Genomic DNA, 21,852 nt, shown 5'->3' on the forward strand with positions numbered 1-21,852 from the left:
AACTAAACATTATTATACATATCACGACGAAAAAAGGAAGCGATTCGGGAAAATAAGTGATAAATTTCCTAATTTAGACAAAATTCTACAAAAGCAGGACTTTTTCGCCTCGATGGCGAATACCATCCTCAACGCGCCAAAATGGCGAAGACGGGTGGAAGAGAAGAGTTCACGAAGCGTCCGCTGCATAACAAAGAAAGGGAGAGAGGCACGATGAAACTGATCACCGCACTTTTCGATGGAGAAACGTTTGTTGGAGCCGTGCCGCAAGGAGACGACCGGGCGGTTCATTTGCGCCGCGCCGAACGGGCGATGGATGGAACGGAGACGATGCCGACGACGATGGTTGAAGCGATTGCCCAAGGGGAGGAGTTTCTCGTACGGGCGCAAAAAGTGATTGACTGGGCGCTAGGCCATCCGACGCGGGAGTACGTTTATCGCCTCAACGATGTCCGTCTTTTGGCCCCGATCCCACGGCCGGCGAAAAACATTTTTTGCATTGGAAAAAACTATGTTGATCACGCGCTGGAGCTCGGCGGCGCCGATGTGCCGGAGCATTTGATCGTCTTCACGAAAGCGTCGACAACGGTCATCGGTCATGAGGAAACGATTTTGCGCCATGCCGATGTCACGGATGAAATGGACTATGAAGGGGAGCTGGCGGTGGTCATTGGCAAACAAGGGCGGGCGATCCGCCGCGAAGACGCGCTTGATTACGTATTTGGATACACGATCATCAACGATGTGACAGCAAGAGATTTGCAGGAGCGGCACCAACAATATTTTCTCGGCAAAAGCTTGGATACATTTTGCCCGATGGGGCCATGGATCGTGCCAAGCAAATTTGTGCCAAATCCAAACGATTTGCGCATCGAGACACGGGTCAACGGCGAAGTGCGCCAGCAAGCGAACACGAAACAATTGATTTTTTCCATTGAATCGATCATCGAGACGATCTCCAAAGGCATTACGCTTGAGCCGGGCGACATCATTGCGACAGGAACTCCGGCTGGAGTCGGCAAAGGGATGAACCCGCCGCGTTTTTTGCAGACGGGTGATGTCATTGAGGTGACGGTGGAAGGCATCGGCACGTTGCGCAACAAAGTGGGAGAGTAAACGGCGAAAGTGAGGAAGCTCCCATTGATGCTCAAAAGGCGTCCTTTTGAAAGAAAGGGCGTCTTTCGTTTTCGTGAAGTTTGTCAACCGTAAGCCCGCCGTGCTATGATGGGAAGGAACAAGGAATGGTTGGAGGGATGGACGTTGACGCATGCCCATATTACGAGCTGGCTCATCACGATTGTTTTGTTTTTCCTTGCGGTGTCGATGGAGCGGCAAGGGGCGGGCAAAGCCAAGATCGTGCAAATGGTGTTGCGGCTGTTTTACATTCTCACGATCGTGACGGGCCTGCTTTTGCTGCATAGCATTGCTTCGATATCTGCGCTTTATTGGCTAAAGGCGCTTGCCGGGCTGTGGGTGATCGGAGCGATGGAAATGGTTTTAGCAGCTGAAAAAAAAGGGAAAAGCGCGGCGGCAAGATGGACGCAATGGGTCATTGCCCTTGCGGTGACGCTGTTTCTTGGTTTGCTGCTGCCGCTTGGTTTTGACTTATTCTAAAGCGAAGCGGCAGCCTTCTATTGGTTGCCGCTTTTGTTGAAGATGAAAATATGGTATGGTAAAAGAAATATCATTTTTTGAATTTTTTGACCTTATTGGTCAGCGGAGGGGGCATGATCGTTTATGCATTGGTTCTGCTGCCGCCGCGTCGAGGAGCTGGATCATTTGCTCAGGGAGCATAGTTCTTCCTTGGATGAGCCGTTGTTTGTCCAAATCGCGGGCAATGATGAGGAAGCAGTGCACCATGCGGCCGCCGCGTTAGCCCGTCGTTGGCCGCACGCCCATATGGTTGGGATGGCAGGGCCGCTGCCAATGGCCGGGGAGGCGAATCTCGCTGTTGGCGTCGCGTCGATGACGTCTTCAACCGTTTCGTCGTTGGCGCTGCCAGCTGATGAGTTTGACCGCCCGGATGGATTGGCGGCGTTGATCGCGGAGGCGGTCGTTCGTCACGATACGACGTTGCTTTTGTTGTTTACGAATCACCGCTCGGCTTTGCCGCCTTTGCTTCGCCATTTGCCGCTTGCAAACGAACGAATGGTTATCATCGGCTGCGCGCTTCCCGAGGGCAGCGTGTTATTTTCGCCCGACGGTCGGCTTGAGCGCGGAGGAATCGCCGTCTCTTTCAGTGGAACAGCGCTTCGCGGCCACTGTGCCGCACCGTTTTTATGGGAGCCGATTGGCTTGGCGTTTTCCATCACGAAAAGCCGCGATCAGCAGATTGACGAGCTAAACGGGCAAAAAGCGTCGAGCTATTTGGAACGGTATTTAGGAAAAGAGTTTATCGAACGCCTTCCGTTTTCTGGGATGGAATTTCCGTTTCTTATCGAACGGAACGGACGCGATGTCTGCCTGCCGATTGTCGCTGTCAACCAGGATGGCTCGGTTGCAGTAAGGAGCCATGTCCATAACGGAGAAAAGGTGCGATTTGCTTATATTCATGCCGCGTCCCTTTACTGGAGCGCGCGTGATGTGGCGATGCAAACGGCCAAGCAACCAGCAGAAGGAATGCTGCTTTACTACAGTGCGGCGCTCGGTGGGTATACGCGCCCGCTGTTTGACGGCGTGGCTGCGGCGTTTGGACAGGCAGCGCTGTTTCCGGCCGTCGAGGTGTTGGTGAAAGATGCGTATACGGCGGTGCGGCCGGCCGCATTTGCGGCCATTTCGCTGGCGGAAACAGCGGCCTCGGCGGAGAGCGGCCTACTGTCACCGTGGTCATCGCCGCCAGAAGGGATGATGACATTGGCGCAGCTCATGTCAACATCATCCCGCGACATGGAGCGGCTGCACGTCCGCCTGCAAATGTCGGAGCAACGCTACAAATCGTTGTTTGAGCATAACACGGACATTGTCTATTCCACAGATTTGCACGGCCGTTTGACAAGCGTCAACCCCGCTTTTGAGCAAGTGCTCGGTTACAAGAAAGAAGAGATTTTGTATACGAATTCGCTCAAGTATATTCATCCGAATGATATTCCCCGCGTCACTCGCTATTTTTACCGAGCGCTGCAGGGGAATATCCAAACGTATAACTTGGAAATTCCGACGAAATCGGGAGAACGGCTTTTGTTTCAAATGAAAAACATTCCCATCATTGTGGATGGCAAAAAGGTCGGCATTTACGGAATCGGACGCAACATTACCGAGCAAAAAAAGGCGGAAGAGAAAATCTCTTATTTAGCATATTACGACATCGATACGAACTTGCCCAACCGGACAAAGTGGATGGAATTGTTTTCCGAACAGCTGGATAAAGCCAAGCAGAAGCGACGAAAGATGGCGGTTGCTTTGATCGATTTGGACCGGTTTAAATGGATTAACGACAGCGTCGGCCATTACGCCGGAGATGACATTTTGCGCCAGCTTGTCGAGCGCATTCGCCGCGCCTTGCCGCCTAGTGCGGAGCTTGGCCGATTTCATGGCGACAAGTTTTGCTTGCTTTTTCCGCTCAAAACAGAGGCCCAGGCGGCGACGGAAGCGGCGCTCCGCATCGTGCGCGAAGTGGCGCGGCCGATTGTGTACGACGGAAAGGAATTTTTCGTTACAGCAAGCGTTGGTCTAGCGATGTTTCCAGATGACGGAGAGGACGAACATGCGCTCCTTAGGCACGCCGATATGGCGGTCAATATGGCGAAAAAAGGCGGCGGCAACCGGGTGGAGCGCTACTGCGCGCAAATGAACGAAGAAGCAATGCACCGATTGGAAATGGGCGGACATTTGCGCAGGGCGATCGAAGAGAATGAATTATTTCTTTGCTACCAACCAATTGTCGACGTACATACGGGTGCGGTGAAGGCGACGGAGGCGCTGATTCGCTGGCGCCATCCGAAGCTTGGGCTTGTGCGGCCGGATGAATTCATCCCTTTGGCGGAAGAGACCGGGTTGATTCATGAGATTGGGCGCTGGGTGCTGAAAACCGCCTGCAGACAGACGAAACAATGGCAGGAAATTACAGGAAATAACCGGCTTTCCATTTTTGTTAACGTATCCCCTGTCCAGTTTCAACACGAGCGGTTTGTAGACAATGTAAAACAAGCGCTTAAGCAGTCACGCTTGTCTCCGTCCTGTTTGCATCTCGAATTGACCGAACATTCGATGCTCCGTTATCTGTCCAGCACGATGCGGACAATGGACGAGTTGAGGAAGCTTGGCGTCGGCATCGCCGTCGATGATTTCGGCAGCGGATATTCCTCGTTCCATTATTTAAAGCGGTTGCCAGCGACAATATTGAAAATTGACCGTGCCTTTATTGAACAATTGCATGCCAACGCTTCCGATGAGGCCATTGTCAAGGCGATGATTACGATGGGACACGGGTTGGGGCTTGAGACGATCGCCGAAGGGGTGGAAACGCCGGAACAGCTCAACCGGCTTCGCGATTTGCAATGCACGTATGCGCAAGGATACGTGTTTTGTCCGCCGCTTCTCGCTGAAGAAGTGATGCGGTATGTGACGGAAAAGCAAAAGTGATCCCCCGCCCGCGTCGGTTGACAGCTGTCGTCCGTCGGCACTCCGCCTGAAGCAAAACGGCTGCTAGGCTTCGCTTCGGGCGGAAGGATGGCCGGTAAAAAAACATTGACAGATCACCGTTGGACTTCGACGACGTGAGGATCAACAGGCGATTCAGCCGATTTGGGCGCAAATGGCTCGCTCACCGCTGTTTAATGTGATTTCAAAACGGTCGCTTGACGCCCGTCCGCGCTCGTAATAATGGTGGATGCTGCCAATTTGTTCGGTGTTGTCGTAAATGATGAAATTCACGCCAGACGATTTGGCAAACAATAGGCCGTTGTAGCAATATAAGCAGTCATACAGCGAAAATCCGAGGCTGTTCAGCCATTGAACAAACTGGAAAAAGGTTGAATCCGAAAGCGCGGCGAGCCATTGTTGATAGGCATAAGTCAGCCGTTTGCGGAAACGGATGCGATCTCCGTTTTCGAGGGGAAAGACGCCAAGATCCGTGGCGACCGCGCCCTGATCCTGCCATTGCCCGGACAGCCAATGCCCGCAGTGAAACCATTCGATGCCTTGCTCGGCAATTTCTTCTACTAAAGAGGCTTCCTCTTCTTCTTCGTCGAAGAAGATCCATTCATCGTTGACGAACTCCACTGTTCCATACACATAAGCCCGCGGCTGTTCCACAATGCATTGCAGTCGTTCCTCGATGTTCAATGTCTCTCATCCTCCTTGTACTCCTCTGTTTTTCCATTTTTTTGCTGATTTATTCGTGCGGCGACCGACGTCGGACAATTCATCGAAATGACGGGGGGTGCATAAAATGGAATCATGCCGACGTGGAGAACCATCGTGAATCAAAGGAGCGATCGCTGGAAACGATCGTGAAAAAGAACGGACGAAATGATGGAAACGGGTGAGAACTTGCCATCTTTGATAAAAAGAAAGGATTGGTTTGTATGTGTGGCATTACTGGCTGGGTCCATTTCGGGCGCAATTTGCGCCGCGAGCGGACGGTCATTGACAGCATGACAGAGACGCTCGCCAAACGTGGACCGGATGATACAAATACGTGGCTGGACACTCATGTCGCCTTCGGCCATAAACGGCTTGTCGTCGTGGATCCGGCTGGCGGCAAACAACCGATGGTCCGGCAAAAAAACGGACATCGTTATACGATCGTCTATAACGGCGAGCTGTATAATACGGAAGACATTCGCAAGGAACTGTTGCGCCAAGGCTATCGATTTGATGGTCATTCCGATACAGAAGTGTTGCTTGCCGCATATATGGAATGGAAGGAGAAATGCGTCGATTGGCTCAACGGCATTTTTGCCTTCGCCGTTTGGGACGAGGAGCGCGAGCTGTTATTTATGGCGCGCGACCGGCTCGGAGTAAAACCTTTGTTTTATCGAGAAGATGGCGAGGGGCTGCTGTTCGGCTCGGAAGTGAAAGCCATTTTGGCCCATCCCGATGTAAAGGCAGAAGTCAATTATGAAGGACTCGCCGAAGTGTTCGGCCTCGGACCGTCGCGCACACCGGGGCACGGCGTGTTTTGTGGTGTTCAGGAGCTGCGTCCAGCGCACGCGTTGACTTTCTCTCGCAGCGGGCTTCGCATTTGGCGGTATTGGAATGTCGAAAGCGACGTCCATCGCGATTCATTCGAGGAAACGGTCGAAAAGCTGCGCTTTCTATTGACGGATGCGGTCACGCGCCAACTCGTTTCCGATGTACCGGTTTGCACCTTCCTTTCTGGTGGGGTCGACTCGAGCGCCATTACGGCGATTGCTGCCAATGCCTTCGCGGCAGCTGGAAAAGGGCCGCTGCACACCTACTCGATCGATTATGAAGGGAACGACCAGTATTTCAAAGCCAACGATTTTCAACCAAACACGGATGCGGCCTTTATCGAACAGGTGTCAAACCAATTTCAAACGGTTCATCATCGCTGTGTGATCACGCAAGAGGAACTGTTCCGCCATTTGCATGAAGCCGTCATCGTCCGCGACGTTCCGGGCATGGCCGATGTCGATTCTTCGCTTCTTTGGTTTTGCAAACAAATTCGCGAACGGTTTGTCGTCAGCTTATCAGGGGAGTGCGCCGATGAAATTTTCGGCGGCTATCCATGGTTTCATCGGCCGGACGATTTGGCGCGGAAAGGATTCCCATGGATGCGCTCGATTGAGGCGCGCATCGGGTTGTTAAAGGAAGAATGGCGGCAAAAGCTTCGCCTTGACGACTATGTGCAAATGCGTTATGAACAAACGCTTGCTGAAGTGCCGCGTCTCGAGGGGGAAAGCGCCGAGGAGGCGAAGCGGCGTGAGCTGTTTTACTTAAATATGATTTGGTTTATGACGACACTGCTTGACCGAAAAGACCGGATGAGCATGGGAGCAAGCTTGGAAGTGCGTGTGCCGTTCGCTGACCATCGCATTGTCGAATACGTTTGGAACATTCCGTGGGATATGAAAATGTATGGAGGACGAGAAAAAGGCCTTTTGCGAAAAGCGCTCGAGGGATTGCTTCCCGAAGAGGTGCTCTACCGGAAAAAAAGCCCCTATCCGAAAACGCACCATCCTCTATATACGAAACTTGTCAAGCAATGGCTTGAGCAGTTGCTCCATGACCGCTCTTCGGTTTTGCACGAGTTTTTCGACCGGGAAAAATTGTTGGCGCTCATTGAAACAGAAGGGAAGTCGTTCCAAGTGCCGTGGTTTGGGCAGCTCATGACCGGTCCGCAGCTGCTCGCTTACCTTGGCCAAGTGCACGTTTGGTTTGATCATTACGGCATTCGCATTAAAGAATAAGAGCTGCGCCTACGCGCAGCTCTTATTCGATTTGGCGGCGCTACGCCATTTTTGCTTGTGGCACCATCGTTTTTTTCATCCAGACGCGCGACCGCCAGCGCCAAAGCATCAACAGTCCGCGCAGCCATTCGTCGGCGATGAACGACAGCCAAATGCCGACGAGGCCAAATCCGAGGGCGATGCCAAATACGTAAGCAATGGTCACGCCGACGCCCCACATCGACAAAATGCCCATATAGACAGGGAATTGCACATCGCCAGCGGCACGAAGCGAGCTGATAATCACTAAATTAAATGAGCGCCCCGGTTCAAGGATAATCGTTAACAGCAACAGTTTGCGGCCAAGAACAATCATTGAGCGGTCATCGGTAAAGAGCGACAGCAACGGCTCGGCAAACCAATAGGCGGCTGCGGCCAGCAACACTGAGATGGCGATGGCGCTGTACAAACTTTTCAAGCAGCGGGCGTAGGCTTCCTCGTATCGCCCGGCCCCGACGAAGTGGCCGACGAGAATTTGCGTTCCTTGGCTGACGGCGATGCCGAATAAAAACACAAACATCATAATGTTTTGCGTGTATACACGGACGGTCAATGCCTCAGCGCCAAGCCATGTAATGAAATACGTAATGACCATTTGCGCCGTATTGTACGAAAGATGTTCCCCGGCTGCCGGAACACCGATTTTCAGCAGTGAGCGCAAATAGTGAAACGGAAGGCGGCGAAACGCCCTTGGTGCGAGCGGAATGTTTGTTCGTTTGCGCAACAAAGCAAGAAGTGCGAGAAAGGCCATGCCACGGCTGGCGGCGGTCGATATAGCAGCCCCTTGGATGCCGAGGGCGGGCAGGCCAAACAAGCCAAAAATGAGGACCGCGTTGCTGATGACGTGCAAAACGTTCATGCCAACCGCCACATACATCGTGTCACGGGTGAAGCCATAGCTTTTCAAAATGGCGCCGACCGTCATCATCAGCGCTTGGATGAACAAAAATCCACCGACAATCGCCAAATAATGGGTTCCTTCATCGAGCAGCTCGGCGGGCAAATCCATCATTCGCAAAATCGGCTCGCTGAATGCGGCGAGAATGGCGCTTAACAACAATCCGAACAACAAATTGGCCACGAGGGATACAAGCGATACGTCAACGGCTTCTTGCTCTCGGCGGGCGCCTAAATATTGAGCAACAAGCACTGCTGTCGCTAAAGCGACGAAGTTGAACAGCACGATCGCTAAAGCGATGATTTGGTTCGCCACCCCGACGGCAGCAACCGCGTGATCTGAATACTGGCTGAGCATCAGTGTATCGGCGTTGCCCATCACCATATAGAGCAGCGTTTCAATAAAAATTGGCCACGTCAAGGAAAACAGTGACCGCGTTTTGGCCTCATGGCGCATGTTGAGACAACTCCTTTTTCTTATTCCGACTTGAACGATATATTCAGTTTAGCTAGTTTGTTGCATAATGGAAAGAGAAAGAAGCGATTTTGCTTGCACATTTCCGACAAAAGAGGGGAGAGGCCGATGGATACGGTCACATTTTCCATGCCGCCGCTGCCGGTGTTCATCAAAGGGGCGGAAAGTGTATTTCTGGAAGGAAAGAAGCATTTCCGCCGCACATTTTCCGTCTTTGATTTGCTTTACGTGAAACGAGGCTGTTTGTATATGACAGAAAACGGGCGCGAGTTTGCGGTTGGCAGTGGACACTATTTGTTGTTGATTCCGGGAAGGGAACATTACGGACACCGCCCATGCGAAGAACGGACGGAGCTGGTTTGGCTTCATTTTTTGCTGCCAGACTTTGCGGTCGTTTCCGATTGCGGTGTCAGCCGGCAGATCGTGATCGAAAAGGAGGCGACATACACCGAGCCGATCCAATACCGGCTCTCCATCCGTCAATATGGCGAAGTCAAGCAGCGCGAGCGGGTGGAACAGCTGCTAAGTCAAATCGTGGAACAAAACATTCGGCGGGATATCGATCAGCCACTCCGGCAGCTGCTGTTGTTCATCGAATTCCTTTGGCACTTGCAAAAACAAGAGCTTTCCGTCCCGAGTGCGTCTGAACAGATCAGCGCCGCGGTGGTTGCGTATATCGAGAAACATTTCAGCGAGCCGATTACACTGGACATGCTCGCGCAGGAGCTCCGATTCCACCCGGACTACATCACCCGCTGCATGCAAAAAACGATGGGCATGGGATTTAGCCGCTACTTGGCGCATTATCGGTTGTCAAAGGCAAAGCAATGGTTGGCGGAGACGAACGAGACGATTGAGGCGATCGCCAAGCGGGTTGGCATTGACGATGGCGCCTACTTTTCGCGCCTGTTTAAAAAGGTGGAAGGAATCACGCCGACCGAATATCGGCGCATGGCGCGGCGTAATTGACCTTCTTCTATGCCGGTGGTATAGATGGGGACGGTCAGCAAAAGATCAAACCGGTGCAGCTTGTCCGCTGCACCGGCAACCGATATGTTTGTCCGTAACCGCCCGCTCAGTCGCCTTACCAGCTTTCGACCGCGTAAAGCACAAACCCGTACGGCGGCAAGGAGACGCAAAGTGTTTCCGCCTCTGCAGCGAATCGCTCCCCTGTCAGAAGGTTGACCAGCCATTTTCCACGCGCATCGATCGGCATGGGAATTTCTGCTGCTTCGTTGCTCCGGTTGATGATGATCATGACCGTTTCATTGCCATCCGTTTTTTCATAAACAAGATGGTTCGCTTCATCATCGGCGGCGAGAAAAGCGACATCGCCGCGTCGAAGCGCCCGATATTGCTTGCGAAGAGCGATCAGTTGCTTGACATGTTCATACAGTTCTTTGTTTTGCTTCTCTGGATCCCACACCATACATTTCCGGCATTCCGGATCGTTTCCCCCCGTCATGCCGATCTCATCGCCATAGTAAATACACGGCGAACCAGTGAACGTGAGCTGGAACAAAAACAACAACTTCGCTTTGCGGACGTCGCCGCCGCAAACCGTAAGCAGCCTTGGTGTATCATGGCTGCCAAGCAAGTTAAACGCCGCTTCGTTCACATGTTTCGGATACGAATGAAGCAACCGGACCATGATATCGGCAAACTGGCGGGCGCTGATTTCCTCTTTCGCGAAAAAGCGAAGCGCTCCGTCCGTGAACGGGTAGTTCATGACGGCGTCAAATTGGTCGCCGCGCAGCCACGGCATGGCGTCATGCCAAATCTCGCCGAGAATGTACACATCGGGCTTTAGCGCCTTCACCGCCTGACGGAATTCGCGCCAAAATTGGTGATCGATTTCGTTTGCCACATCGAGCCGCCAGCCGTCAATATCAAACTCGCGAATCCAGTACGTCGCGACATCAAGCAAGTAGCGCTTCACTTCCGGATGGGCGGTATTGAGTTTGGGCATTTGCGGCACGAACGCAAATGTGTCGTAATTCGGGCGCGGCTCCGTTTGGAGCGGAAACTCGCGAATATGGAACCAATCTTTATACCTAGACGCTGCACCGTTTTTTAACACATCTTGAAACGGGGCAAACTCATAGCCGCAATGATTGAAGACTGCATCGAGCATGACGCGGATCCCTTTTTCATGGCAACGCTTGACAAGTGTTTTCAACGTCTCTTTGTCCCCAAAGTGCGGGTCGATTTCAAAATAATCAGCGGTGTCGTATTTATGATTCGACGGCGCGCGGAAAATCGGCGTCAAGTAAATGCCGGTGATGCCGAGATCAGCCAAATAGTCAAGGTGATCGATGATTCCTTGCAAGTCGCCGCCGAAAAAGCTCGTCGGCGTCGGGTCCTCGCTTCCCCACGGCCGCGCCCCTTTCGGACTGATGGCCGGGTTGCCGTTGGCGAACCGCTCGGGGAAAATTTGATACCATACGGTGTCTTTTACCCAGTCCGGCGCTTGGAATAGGTCGACCCGATGAAGAAAGGGGAAGCAAAAGTAGTAAGCGGTGTCGTCGCTCGGAGCTTCATGGTAAAATCCTTTTTCCGTATAGACCAGTTGTTCGCCCCCAGCTCGAAGCACAAACCCATAGCGCAGCCGTCGATATGGCGGTTTGACTTCGGCGAGCCAATAGTCAAACAACCCGTCGCTTCCCGTTTTCCGCATCGGCATCGTTTGAAACTGCCAGGCGCCATCGTGCCATTCGTACGGGTCGCCAAAAAGCAGCTCGACGTGGTCGACATCATGTTTCTTTGTTTGAAGCCGGAGATGGAGCGTCTCGCTGTCATAAGCATAAGCGAAATGGTCGGTTGAGCGGTGGTGGATGGCTTCTTTCCTCATTTTCTTTTTCCTCCTTTGTTATCTGAAGCAACCGTTTGCATTAATGCTCAGCTATAATAAAAAGTACGTTAAGAGAAAAGAAAAGTCAAATTTTATAGAAAAAAGGCTTGTAAAATGAAAAATAAGCGTTATAATGGAGATGAGTGGTGCAATCGTTTTCATAGAAAGGATTAAAACTTATTTGCGCAAACGTTTTCCTTATGATTGTACCGCTAAGATTCCGTCATGATGACAGGAGGGGGATTATGAGAAAAGCGTTATCTTTCTTTCTCATGGCCGTGTTGTTGATTGGCGTGCTGGGTGCCTGCGGTCCCAAGCGCGATGTCCAGCAGCCGAAAGGAAACGACCAAAAGACGGCAGAACAGGACAAAAAGCCAGAGAAACTCGTCGTGTGGGTGAACGATGATGAAAAACAAAAACAAGCGTTAAAGGATATTTTTCAAAAGTACACAGAAAAAACCGGAATCAAAATCGAGATGGTTGGGGTCAACATGCTCGATCAAACGAAAAAACTAGCGCTCGACGGACCGGCTGGCAAAGGGCCGGATGTGTTCTACCAGCCGCATGACCGCATCGGCGACATTGTGCTGCAAGGATTGGCCGATCCAGTCGACCTTGGCGATGCGAAAGGCGAGTACAGTCCGACAGCCATCAACGCGGTCACCTATGACGGGAAAACGTACGGCGTGCCGATGGTCGTCGAAACGTACGGCGTGTTCTACAATAAAAACTTAGTTTCAGAAGCGCCGAAAACGATGGAAGACTTGATGAAGATCGCCAAGGAAAAAACGAATGCAGCGAAAGACCAATATGGCTTTTTAATGGAAGCAGCCAACTTCTATTTTGTCTATCCGTTCTTCGCCGGATACGGCGGCTATGTGTTTAAAAATGAAAACGGCAAATACGACATAAGCGACATTGGGCTCGCGAATGATGGAGCCGTCAAAGGAGCCGAGCTCGTCCAATCGTGGTTTAAAAACGGCTACATTCCGAAAGAAATCACCGGCGATATTATGAACGGGCTGTTTACGAAAGGAAATGTGGCGGTTGCCATCACCGGACCATGGAACATCGCGTCGTATAAAGAAGCGTTGGGCGACAAATTAGCGACCGCACCGTTGCCGGTCTTAGACAACGGCGAGCATCCGAAATCGTTCGTCGGCGTGAAAACATGGATGTTATCAGCCTATTCACAAAACAAAGAATGGGCGGTCGATTTCATGAAATTTGTGACGAACGAAGAAAATTCGCTCCATTACTATGAAGTGGCAGGTGAAATGCCGGCGAATGAAAAAGCGTTGACAAATGAGAAAATTACGAACGACCCGCTGATCGCCGGCTTTGCGGAGCAAATCCAATACGGCGAGCCGATGCCGAACGTGCCGGAAATGTCGCAAGTGTGGGAGCCGATGGGCAATGCCTTGCAATTTATCGCGAAAGGCGACAACCCGAAAGCGGTGCTGAGTGAGGCGGTCAAAACGATTCAAGATAAAATCGCCGCCAGCGGCGCTGGAAAATAACGCGTGATATCGTGGTGGATAGGATCAGCCCTATCCACCATTCTTATCCATACGATAGGGGGGATTGGAATGCCGGAAGCAAACGTCCGCCATCGGCCGGCGGTGGCGATGGCGCTGTCGCTGTTGTTTGCCGGCCTTGGGCAATTGTACAACCGCCGGTATGTCAAAGGCATCTTGTTCATCATCATTGAGGCTTCGTTTTTGCTGACGTTTTATAACTTTTTGAACATCGGGCTGTGGGGACTCGTCACGCTTGGCGAAATCCCGATGCTTGATCATTCGATTTTTCTCTTGATTCAAGGATTGGTTTCGGTCATCATCATCGCTTTTGCCGCCGCCCTGCATATTGCGAACATCATTGATGCGCGCAACGATGCCCGCCGCCGGCAACGCGGCGAGCCGTTCCCATCGCTGATCGAATCGTGCCGTCATGCGTGGGATCGGGGGTTTCCGTACATCTTTGTGACGCCCGGGCTTGTGATGCTGTTGTTTATCGTGGTGCTGCCGCTGTTGTTTATGGTGTCGCTCGCGTTTACCGACTACAACTTGTACCACTCGCCGCCGCGCCATTTGTTGAATTGGGTTGGGTTGGAAAACTTCAAAAACTTAGTGTCGATTCCGATTTGGAAAAGCACGTTTTTTAGCGTTCTCGCCTGGACGATCGTTTGGACCGTGGTGGCGACAACGGCGCAAATCGCCCTTGGCCTGTTTTTGGCGCTCCTTGTCAACGACCCGCGCATCAAGTTCAAGCGGTTCATCCGCACGGTGTTGATTTTGCCGTGGGCCGTGCCAGCGTTTGTCACGATTTTGGTGTTTGCGGCGATGTTCAACGACAAATTCGGAGCCATCAACCGCGAAGTGTTGAGTTTGTTTGGGGTGTCGATCCCGTGGATGACCGATCCGTTTTGGACGAAAGTGGCGCTTATTTTGATTCAAACGTGGCTTGGCTTCCCGTTCGTCTTTGCGTTGTTTACCGGCGTTTTGCAAAGCATTTCCCGCGACTGGTACGAAGCGGCCGACATCGACGGAGCGACGCGCTGGCAAAAGTTCAAATCGATCACGCTGCCGCACGTCTTGTATGCGACGGCGCCGCTGTTGATTATGCAATATGCCGGCAACTTCAACAACTTTAACATCATCTATTTGTTCAACGACGGGGGACCCGCCGTGCGCGGACAAAACGCCGGGGGGACGGACATTCTCATTTCATGGGTGTACGATTTGACGTTCACGACGAACAACTACAATATGGCGGCGGCGATCTCGCTCATCATCGGCTTGATCGTCAGCGGGTTTGCCATTTACCAGTTCCGGCGCACCCGTTCCTTTAAAGAGGAGGGGAACATTTGATGAACCGCAAATGGAAATCGCGCGTGGAAGTAGCGCTTATTTATTTGTTTATCGCCTTCATGTTTGTCGTCATCGCCTATCCGCTCCTTTGGACAATCAGCATGTCGCTCAATCCAGGAACAAGCCTGTATTCGGCATCTCTCATCCCAGAGAAGTGGACGTTCGAGCATTATAAATGGTTATTTACCAGCCCGCAGAGCGATTATTTGCTTTGGTATAAAAACAGCTTGTTTGTCGCTGCGGCCAATGCGGTGTTATCCGTCTTTTTCACGGCGCTCATCGCCTATGCGTTTTCGCGCTACAAATTCGTCGGGCGGAAAACGGGGCTGTATTTGTTTTTAGTGTTGCAAATGTTTCCGTCGCTCATGGCGATGGTCGCGATCTATATTTTGCTCAATATGCTCCATTTGCTCGATTCGCTGTGGGGGCTCATTCTCATTTATGTAGGCGGACAAATTCCGTTTAACGCCTGGCTGGTCAAAGGCTACTTTGATACGATTCCGCGCGAGCTGGATGAGGCGGCGCGCATCGACGGCGCCGGGCATTTCGGCGTCTTTTTCCGCATTATGCTGCCTTTGGCCAAGCCGATTTTGGCCGTTGTCGCGTTGTTCAACTTTATGGCGCCGTTCACCGACTTTTTGCTGCCGTCGATCGTCTTGCGCGACCCGGATAAATTTACATTGGCGGTCGGGCTGTTTAACTTCATCAGCGACCGGTTTGCGAACAACTTCACCCGCTTTGCCGCCGGCTCGATTTTGATTGCCGCGCCGATCGCCGTCGTCTTTTTGTTCCTGCAGCGGTATTTGATTTCCGGCTTAACGGCCGGTGGCACAAAAGGGTAAGAACCGCTATCATAAATAGTGGGCTTACCCGTTTCCGAATGAGCAAATGAATCGGGAAGGGAGGAATGGAAATGGGGAACCGGCTCTTTATGCTGCTCGTCCTTCCGTTCCTTCTTTTTTATGCCATGCCGGCTGCGGCGGCGGAGAAAGAAGAACGGACGTGGCAAGATGAAGCCATTTATTTCATTATGGTCGACCGGTTTAACAATATGGATCCGACAAACGACCAGAACGTGAATGTGAACGATCCGAAAGGGTATTTCGGCGGCGACTTGAAAGGGGTGACGGCGAAACTCGATTACATCAAGGAGATGGGATTTACCGCCATTTGGCTGACGCCGATTTTTAAAAACATGCCGGGCGGTTATCATGGCTATTGGATTGAAGATTTTTATCAAGTCGATCCGCACTTTGGCACGCTGGGCGATTTGAAAACACTCGTCAAAGAAGCGCACAAGCGCCATATGAAAGTCATCTTGGACTTTGTCGCCAACCATGTCGGCTACGACCATCCATGGCTTCGCGACCCGGCGAAAAAAGATTGGTTCCATCCGAAAAAAGAGATTTTCGACTGGAACGACCAAACACAGCTTGAAAACGGCTGGGTGTATGGGTTGCCTGATTTGGCGCAGGAAAATCCAGAGGTCAAAACGTATTTAATTGACGCTGCCAAATGGTGGATTAAAGAGACCGACATTGACGGCTACCGGCTCGATACAGTGCGCCACGTGCCGAAATCGTTTTGGCAGGAGTTTGCGAAAGAAGTCAAATCGGTGAAACAAGACTTTTTCCTTCTTGGCGAAGTGTGGAGCGACGATCCGCGCTATATTGCGGAATACGGCAAATACGGCATCGACGGATTTGTCGATTACCCGCTGTATGGCGCGGTGAAGCAGTCGCTTGCTAGGCGCGATGCATCGCTCCGGCCGTTGTATGACGTCTGGGAATACAACAAAACGTTTTACGACCGCCCGTACTTGCTCGGGACGTTTTTGGACAATCACGATACCGTGCGGTTTACGAAACTTTCGATTGACAACCGCAACAATCCGATTTCACGCATCAAGCTGGCGATGACGTATTTGTTCACCGCCCCCGGCATCCCGATCATGTATTACGGAACGGAAATCGCCATGAACGGCGGCGAAGACCCGGACAACCGCCGCTTGATGGATTTCCGCGCCGATCCGGAGATCATCGATTACTTGAAAAAAATCGGCCCGCTCCGCCAACAGCTGCCGTCTTTGCGGCGCGGCGATTTTACGCTCCTGTATGAAAAAGACGGCATGGCGGTGTGGAAACGGCAATATGAAGATGAAACAACGGTTATCGCCATCAACAACACGGGCGAAACGCAGCACGTTCACCTAACGAACGACCAGTTGCCAAAAAACAAAGAGCTGCGCGGCTTTTTATTGGACGATCTCGTCCGCGGCGATGATGACGGCTACGACCTTGTGCTCGATCGCGAAACGGCGGAAGTATACAAGCTGCGGGAAAAAACGGGGATCAACATCCCGTTTATCGCCGCCATCGTATCGGTTTACGTGCTGTTTCTTTTGTTTTTATATTTGGTGAAAAAACGGGCAAAACGGATCAATGAATAAATGGAAAGGAGGGGGCTTATGACCGTTACGATTAAAGATGTGGCGAAACGAGCGAACGTTGCGCCGTCAACCGTCTCGCGCGTCATCGCCGACAGCCCGCGCATCAGCGAGAAGACGAAACAGCGGGTGCGCGAAGCGATGAAAGAGCTCGGCTATCACCCGAACTTTATTGCTCGCAGCCTCGCGAGCCAGGCGACGCAAGTGATCGGCATCGTCATGCCGAGCTCGGCCGACCAAGCGCTGCAAAACCCGTTTTTCCCGGAAGTCATCCGCGGCATCAGCAAAGCCGCCCATGAAAAGCGGTACGCCTTGCAAATGTCGACCGGGGAAAAAGAAGGTGAGATTTACGAACGGGTCGTGGAGATGCTGCAAGGACGGCGCGTCGACGGCGTTATTTTGCTTTACTCACGGCAAAACGATAAGCTCATGAAGTACTTGTTAAAGCATGGCTTTCCGTTCGTCGTCATCGGCAAACCGCACCAAAAAGCGGAACAAGTGACCCATGTCGACAACGACAACGTCCAGGCGGGGAAAGATGCGGCAAACTGGTTGATCGCTCGCGGGCACGAACGCATCGCGTTTGTCGGCGGCAATCCGCAATATTTGGTGACCGTCGACCGCCAAACCGGCTACGCCGCGGCCTTGCAGGAGGCGGGGCTTCCGTACCGGCCGGAATACGTCGTCCATGCAGAATTTTTGCAAGAAGGCGGCCAAGAGGCGATGAAGGAGCTTCTTTCGTTGCCTGAGCCGCCGACCGGGCTTGTCGTCGCCGATGATCTCATGGCGCTCGGCATCTTGAAAACGCTTGATGAAATGGGGCTTGGCGTCCCGGAAGATGTTTCGATCGTCAGCTTCAACAACACGCTGCTCGCCGAAATGTCGCGTCCGCCGCTCACGTCGGTTGACATCGGCATTTTTCAGCTCGGCTACGAAGCGGCGAAAAGTTTAATTGAGAAAATCACCAACCCGAATGAACCGATCAAACGCATCATCATCCCGCACCGGCTCGTGGAGCGGGGGTCGTGTGCACAGCGTTAGAAAGAAGCGGTGTTGGCAAAGAGACGTCCGTCGTATTGGCGGGCGTTTTTTTGTTTTCGAGCATGATCATATTTTCATTTTGGTCACCATGCAAAAGTATTGTGGACAGCGTATGTTCAGGTTTGGAAGGAAGAAACGAAAAAATTAAGGGAAAATTAAGCAACCCTTTGGATAATCGGAGTGTCGATGCTTATTTGAAATGGAGAAAGGGGAATGCGAAGTGAAAAAATGGATCATCGCGTTGGTCGCGATTGTGGCTGCAGCCGGCGCCGGCGGTGCATGGTACTTCACGCAGGCCAAAAGCGAGCCCGCCATGGCTCAGACGGCGACCGCTTCAGTGCAAAAAGGAACGTTGGAAGTGAAAGTGAGTGGATCGGGAACGGTTGAGTCCGTAACGAGCACGGACATTCAAGCTGACGGCAGCAAAGAAGTGGATGAAGTGCTCGTTTCCGAAGGGGAAACCGTGACGAAGGGGGAAGACCTCATTACATTTACTGATGGCAGCGATCCGATTGAAGCGCCAGCAGCTGGAACGATCACCTCGCTCGACGTGGAAGAAGGAGACCGCGTCAATGACGGACAAGTCGTCGCCCATCTCACCAATTACAGCGATTTGCAAGTAAAAGTGCAAGTGGATGAGCTCGATATTCCAAAAGTGAAGGTCGGACAAACCGCTGCGATTAAGATCAACGCTTTTCCTGAGGCGACATATACCGGAAAGGTCACCTCCATCGCCAAAGAAGGGACGGTTTCGAACGGTGTGTCGACTTTCGATGTGACGGTGCACATCGATAAACCGACGAATGTGAAAATCGGCATGACAGCGGAAGTAAGCATTTTAGTCGAAAAGAAAGATAATGCGTTGTATGTTCCGATCGAAGCGGTTCACACGATGAATGATGAAAAGTTTGTGCTTGTCGTCCAACAGTCGGCGGACGGGAGCAGCACGGCTGTGCGCCAAACGGTGAAAACCGGCATTAGCAATGAAGACAACATTGAAATTACCGATGGATTGAGCGAAGGGCAAATCGTGCAGCTGCCGAGCGTTTCTACTTCCTCCAGTACGAATAATCCAGGGCGGCAAGAAAGAATGATGGGCGGGATGCCAGGGATGGGCGGCATGCCAGGAGGCGGAATGAACCGTCGGACAGGTGGCCAGCCATGAGAGGAAGGAGGAGAATCGTATGTTGATGATTGATATTCAAGGGATGACGAAAGCGTACCGTTTAGGAGGAGAAACGGTGCATGCGCTGCGCGGGGTTTCATTGCAAGTCAAACGAGGGGATTTTGTTGCGATTGTCGGTCCCTCTGGTTCGGGCAAGTCGACGTTGATGAATATGATCGGCTGCCTTGATCGCCCGGATTCCGGCAGCTACCGGCTCGACGGGAAGGAAGTCAGAACGATGAAAGAGGATGAACTCGCCGTCATTCGCAATCAAAAAATCGGATTTGTATTTCAAAATTTCAATCTTCTATCCAAACTGACGGCGCTGGAAAACGTTGAGCTTCCCCTCATTTATCGGGGAGTGAAGGTGAAAGAAAGGCGAGCCATTGCCTATGAATGCCTTGAAAAAGTGGGGCTGCAGGAGCGAGTCCACCATTTGCCCAACCAGCTGTCAGGCGGCCAGCAACAGCGCGTCGCCATTGCCCGCGCTCTTGTCGGCCATCCGCCGATTTTGCTCGCTGACGAGCCGACCGGCGCGCTTGACAGCAAAACAAGCAAAGAGATTATGCACATCATGAAGCAGCTCAATGAGCAAGGGCATACGATCGTACTCATCACCCATGATTGGGAAGTCGCCAGAGAAGCGAAGCGGATCGTCCGCATTCAAGATGGCGAGTTGTTGGAAGAAAGAGGTGAGTTCGTTGGGGCTTCTTCCATCCATTAAAATGGCGTGGCGCAGCATTCGCGGCAACAAGTTGCGCTCCTTTTTGACGATGTTGGGCATGATCATCGGCGTATCGTCCGTCATCGTGCTCGTCTCCATCGGTCGAGGCTCAAGTGAGCAAGTGACAAGCCAAATCAATCAGCTCGGAACGAATTTATTGACGGTCAACGTCATGAACAGCGATGAAGTAAAGCTGACGGTTGAAGACATGAACAAGTTTCGCGAACTTTCCGGTGTAAAGGACATCGCTCCTATCGTGTCTGGGAGAGTGAATGTCAAACAAGGGACTGCTTCAGCGCAAGTATCGTTAATCGGCACGACAGCTTCGTATGAAGCGGTTCGCGATGTCAATGTGAGCAGCGGCCGATTTTTATCAGACATCGATATCGAGTACAGGCAAAAAATCGTCGTGCTCGGCGCGACGATAGCGCAAACGTTGTTTGGATTCGGGGATCCGGTTGGCCAGTACGTGCAAATCGATGGGACATCGTTTAAAGTTGTCGGCGTTTTGGCGTCCAAAGGCGGTTCTCTTGGACAAAGCGGGGACGATGTCATTTTGATGCCGCTGTCGACCGCCCAGCGCCTGACAAAGACGATGAACATCCAAACCGTGTATATCCAGGCAGACAAGGCTTCAGACGTCAACTTCGTGATGGTGGAAGCAAAACGGCTTCTTGCCCATTTGTTCCCAAACAATGAAGACAGCTACAGCGTCTTTAATCAGCAGGATTTGATGGAAACGGTCAGTTCCGTAGCCGATACGATGACGCTGATGCTTGGCGGCATCGCTGGCATCTCGTTGCTTGTCGGCGGCATCGGGATTATGAACATCATGCTCGTCTCGGTGTCCGAGCGGACGAAAGAAATTGGCATCCGCAAAGCGGTCGGCGCCAAACGCCGCCACATTTTGCTTCAATTTCTTGTTGAGGCGGTGGTGCTCAGCTCATGCGGTGGAGCCATTGGCGTCGTTCTTGGATTTGGTGTTGGCCAAGTGCTGAAGTCGGTGATGGGGATGACAATCTCCTATTCCCCTTCCGTGTCATTGCTCGCCTTTTTGTTCTCTTTGTTGGTCGGAGTGGTGTTTGGCGTATTTCCAGCGAACAAAGCGGCCAAGCTTGACCCGATTCAAGCGTTGCGCTACGAATAAAAGAAAGAAAAACAAAGCGTTCGCATCATGCGGCGCTTTGTTTTTCCTTTCCCGATACGGCATGTATGGTGCTTAGCTGTTGCCTTTCACTGCGAAGGGAAGTTCCTTACAGCCATAGGTTAAAAAAGAGGAGGGAAGATAGTTGAAGCTGCTTGTTGTCGAGGATCACCACGACTTGCGGGAGGCTATGATCGAGATGCTGGCGGATGAGTTTGAGGTTGATGGGGCATGTGACGGCGATGAAGGGTTGTTTTTAGCGCAGCAAAACATTTACGACGCCATCATCTTGGACGTTATGCTTCCCGGCATCGATGGTTTTTCCATCGTCCGTCGTCTTCGTGAAGACGGAATCGAAACGCCGGTGTTGTTTCTGACGGCGAGAGACTCGCTTGAAGATCGGGTGAAGGGACTTGATTTTGGCGGAGACGATTACTTGGTGAAGCCGTTTCAGTCTCCGGAACTGAAGGCGCGTCTGCGGGCTCTTTTGCGGCGCAGCGGCGCCCTGACGACGAAACAGACGATCCGCTACCGCGGCATCGAATTGTTTGGCAAAGAAAAAGGAGTCGTGGTTGACGGTCAACCGCTGAAATTGACCAGCAAACAGTACGAGCTTTTGGAATATCTCGTTCATAACCAAGGCGTCATTTTAACGAAGGAACAAATTTTTGACCGTATTTGGGGATTTGACTCTGATACGACGATCGCCATTGTCGAAGTGTTCGTTCATCAGCTGCGGAAAAAGCTTGAGCCGTTTGGCTATCATGCAGATATTCAAACTGTCCGCGGCATCGGCTACATGCTGGTGCGGGAGCAGGAGTGAAAAT

Annotated in this window: 17 protein-coding genes; 14 read left to right on the forward strand and 3 right to left on the reverse strand. The window is 52.0% G+C overall.

Annotated features, from left to right (window positions below; translation table 11 throughout):
* The first annotated feature begins 213 nt into the window (after positions 1–213).
* From QWV57_RS03320 to QWV57_RS03330, 3 genes are all read left to right on the forward strand, one after another.
* Entirely contained in the window at positions 214–1,116 is a 903-nt protein-coding gene (locus QWV57_RS03320; RefSeq protein ID WP_301100514.1) for a fumarylacetoacetate hydrolase family protein, read from the forward strand.
* A 144-nt stretch (positions 1,117–1,260) separates the two neighbouring features.
* Positions 1,261–1,614: a YisL family protein gene (locus QWV57_RS03325; RefSeq protein ID WP_011230200.1), complete on the forward strand. Its 354-nt coding sequence runs from the start codon at positions 1,261–1,263 to the stop codon at positions 1,612–1,614.
* A gap of 123 nt (positions 1,615–1,737) precedes the next feature.
* Positions 1,738–4,581, forward strand: coding sequence for an EAL domain-containing protein (locus tag QWV57_RS03330; RefSeq protein ID WP_301100516.1), 2,844 nt, complete (start codon positions 1,738–1,740; stop codon positions 4,579–4,581).
* Between the two features lie 153 nt (positions 4,582–4,734).
* On the opposite strand, the gene QWV57_RS03335 is transcribed toward QWV57_RS03330, so the two are convergent.
* Positions 4,735–5,283 carry a DUF2777 domain-containing protein gene (locus QWV57_RS03335; protein ID WP_013146192.1) on the reverse strand — a complete coding sequence of 183 codons (549 nt, stop codon included), beginning with the start codon at positions 5,281–5,283 and terminating at the stop codon, positions 4,735–4,737.
* 242 nt (positions 5,284–5,525) lie between these two features.
* Between QWV57_RS03335 and asnB the strand changes: the two genes are divergently transcribed.
* On the forward strand, positions 5,526–7,373 hold the full coding sequence (asnB, locus tag QWV57_RS03340; RefSeq protein ID WP_020279336.1) for an asparagine synthase (glutamine-hydrolyzing): 1,848 nt from the start codon (positions 5,526–5,528) through the stop codon (positions 7,371–7,373).
* Positions 7,374–7,413: 40 nt separating this feature from the next.
* On the opposite strand, the gene QWV57_RS03345 is transcribed toward asnB, so the two are convergent.
* Positions 7,414–8,766, reverse strand: coding sequence for an MATE family efflux transporter (locus QWV57_RS03345; RefSeq protein ID WP_020279337.1), 1,353 nt, complete (start codon positions 8,764–8,766; stop codon positions 7,414–7,416).
* A 126-nt stretch (positions 8,767–8,892) separates the two neighbouring features.
* Here QWV57_RS03345 and QWV57_RS03350 point away from each other — a divergent pair, with 126 nt between their 5' ends.
* A complete protein-coding gene (locus tag QWV57_RS03350; protein ID WP_015374066.1) occupies positions 8,893–9,753 on the forward strand; it encodes a helix-turn-helix transcriptional regulator in 861 nt (286 codons plus the stop codon).
* A gap of 115 nt (positions 9,754–9,868) precedes the next feature.
* On the opposite strand, the gene QWV57_RS03355 is transcribed toward QWV57_RS03350, so the two are convergent.
* A complete protein-coding gene (locus QWV57_RS03355) occupies positions 9,869–11,635 on the reverse strand; it encodes an alpha-glycosidase (RefSeq protein ID WP_015374067.1) in 1,767 nt (588 codons plus the stop codon).
* A gap of 245 nt (positions 11,636–11,880) precedes the next feature.
* On the opposite strand from QWV57_RS03355, the gene QWV57_RS03360 reads away from it, so the two are divergent.
* From QWV57_RS03360 to QWV57_RS03400, 9 genes are all read left to right on the forward strand, one after another.
* The gene (locus tag QWV57_RS03360; RefSeq protein ID WP_015374068.1) at positions 11,881–13,155 is read left to right on the forward strand and encodes a sugar ABC transporter substrate-binding protein; all 1,275 of its coding nucleotides are present in this window, start codon (positions 11,881–11,883) and stop codon (positions 13,153–13,155) included.
* A 69-nt stretch (positions 13,156–13,224) separates the two neighbouring features.
* On the forward strand, positions 13,225–14,505 hold the full coding sequence (locus tag QWV57_RS03365) for a carbohydrate ABC transporter permease (RefSeq protein WP_033005602.1): 1,281 nt from the start codon (positions 13,225–13,227) through the stop codon (positions 14,503–14,505).
* Positions 14,505–15,347: a sugar ABC transporter permease gene (locus tag QWV57_RS03370; RefSeq protein WP_301100526.1), complete on the forward strand. Its 843-nt coding sequence runs from the start codon at positions 14,505–14,507 to the stop codon at positions 15,345–15,347. The genes QWV57_RS03365 and QWV57_RS03370 overlap by 1 nt, the downstream gene beginning before the upstream one ends.
* Positions 15,348–15,418: 71 nt before the next feature.
* Positions 15,419–16,954 carry an alpha-amylase family glycosyl hydrolase gene (locus tag QWV57_RS03375; RefSeq protein ID WP_301100533.1) on the forward strand — a complete coding sequence of 512 codons (1,536 nt, stop codon included), beginning with the start codon at positions 15,419–15,421 and terminating at the stop codon, positions 16,952–16,954.
* 18 nt (positions 16,955–16,972) lie between these two features.
* A complete protein-coding gene (locus QWV57_RS03380; protein WP_301100535.1) occupies positions 16,973–17,992 on the forward strand; it encodes a LacI family DNA-binding transcriptional regulator in 1,020 nt (339 codons plus the stop codon).
* A 199-nt stretch (positions 17,993–18,191) separates the two neighbouring features.
* A complete protein-coding gene (locus QWV57_RS03385) occupies positions 18,192–19,157 on the forward strand; it encodes an efflux RND transporter periplasmic adaptor subunit (protein WP_020755055.1) in 966 nt (321 codons plus the stop codon).
* A gap of 19 nt (positions 19,158–19,176) precedes the next feature.
* The gene (locus QWV57_RS03390) at positions 19,177–19,881 is read left to right on the forward strand and encodes an ABC transporter ATP-binding protein (RefSeq protein ID WP_013146181.1); all 705 of its coding nucleotides are present in this window, start codon (positions 19,177–19,179) and stop codon (positions 19,879–19,881) included.
* Positions 19,859–21,028, forward strand: coding sequence for an ABC transporter permease (locus QWV57_RS03395; RefSeq protein WP_013146180.1), 1,170 nt, complete (start codon positions 19,859–19,861; stop codon positions 21,026–21,028). Before QWV57_RS03390 ends, QWV57_RS03395 begins: the two co-directional genes overlap by 23 nt.
* 142 nt (positions 21,029–21,170) lie before the next feature.
* Positions 21,171–21,848 (forward strand): response regulator transcription factor, encoded by a 678-nt coding sequence (locus QWV57_RS03400; protein ID WP_020755058.1) that lies wholly within the window; start codon positions 21,171–21,173, stop codon positions 21,846–21,848.
* The last annotated feature ends 4 nt before the right edge of the window (positions 21,849–21,852 follow it).

This window comes from Geobacillus zalihae, assembly GCF_030414215.1.
Lineage (GTDB): Bacteria > Bacillota > Bacilli > Bacillales > Anoxybacillaceae > Geobacillus > Geobacillus zalihae.

Coding starts and splice junctions, on each gene's coding strand:
- QWV57_RS03330 (WP_301100516.1), top strand. CDS start 1,738: ATGCATTGGTTCTGCTGCCGCCGCGTCGAGGAGCTGGATCATTTGCTC.
- QWV57_RS03360 (WP_015374068.1), top strand. CDS start 11,881: ATGAGAAAAGCGTTATCTTTCTTTCTCATGGCCGTGTTGTTGATTGGC.
- QWV57_RS03390 (WP_013146181.1), top strand. CDS start 19,177: ATGTTGATGATTGATATTCAAGGGATGACGAAAGCGTACCGTTTAGGA.
- QWV57_RS03380 (WP_301100535.1), top strand. CDS start 16,973: ATGACCGTTACGATTAAAGATGTGGCGAAACGAGCGAACGTTGCGCCG.
- QWV57_RS03355 (WP_015374067.1), bottom strand. CDS start 11,635: ATGAGGAAAGAAGCCATCCACCACCGCTCAACCGACCATTTCGCTTAT.
- QWV57_RS03320 (WP_301100514.1), top strand. CDS start 214: ATGAAACTGATCACCGCACTTTTCGATGGAGAAACGTTTGTTGGAGCC.
- asnB (WP_020279336.1), top strand. CDS start 5,526: ATGTGTGGCATTACTGGCTGGGTCCATTTCGGGCGCAATTTGCGCCGC.
- QWV57_RS03385 (WP_020755055.1), top strand. CDS start 18,192: ATGGAGAAAGGGGAATGCGAAGTGAAAAAATGGATCATCGCGTTGGTC.
- QWV57_RS03350 (WP_015374066.1), top strand. CDS start 8,893: ATGGATACGGTCACATTTTCCATGCCGCCGCTGCCGGTGTTCATCAAA.
- QWV57_RS03365 (WP_033005602.1), top strand. CDS start 13,225: ATGCCGGAAGCAAACGTCCGCCATCGGCCGGCGGTGGCGATGGCGCTG.
- QWV57_RS03370 (WP_301100526.1), top strand. CDS start 14,505: ATGAACCGCAAATGGAAATCGCGCGTGGAAGTAGCGCTTATTTATTTG.
- QWV57_RS03345 (WP_020279337.1), bottom strand. CDS start 8,766: ATGCGCCATGAGGCCAAAACGCGGTCACTGTTTTCCTTGACGTGGCCA.
- QWV57_RS03375 (WP_301100533.1), top strand. CDS start 15,419: ATGGGGAACCGGCTCTTTATGCTGCTCGTCCTTCCGTTCCTTCTTTTT.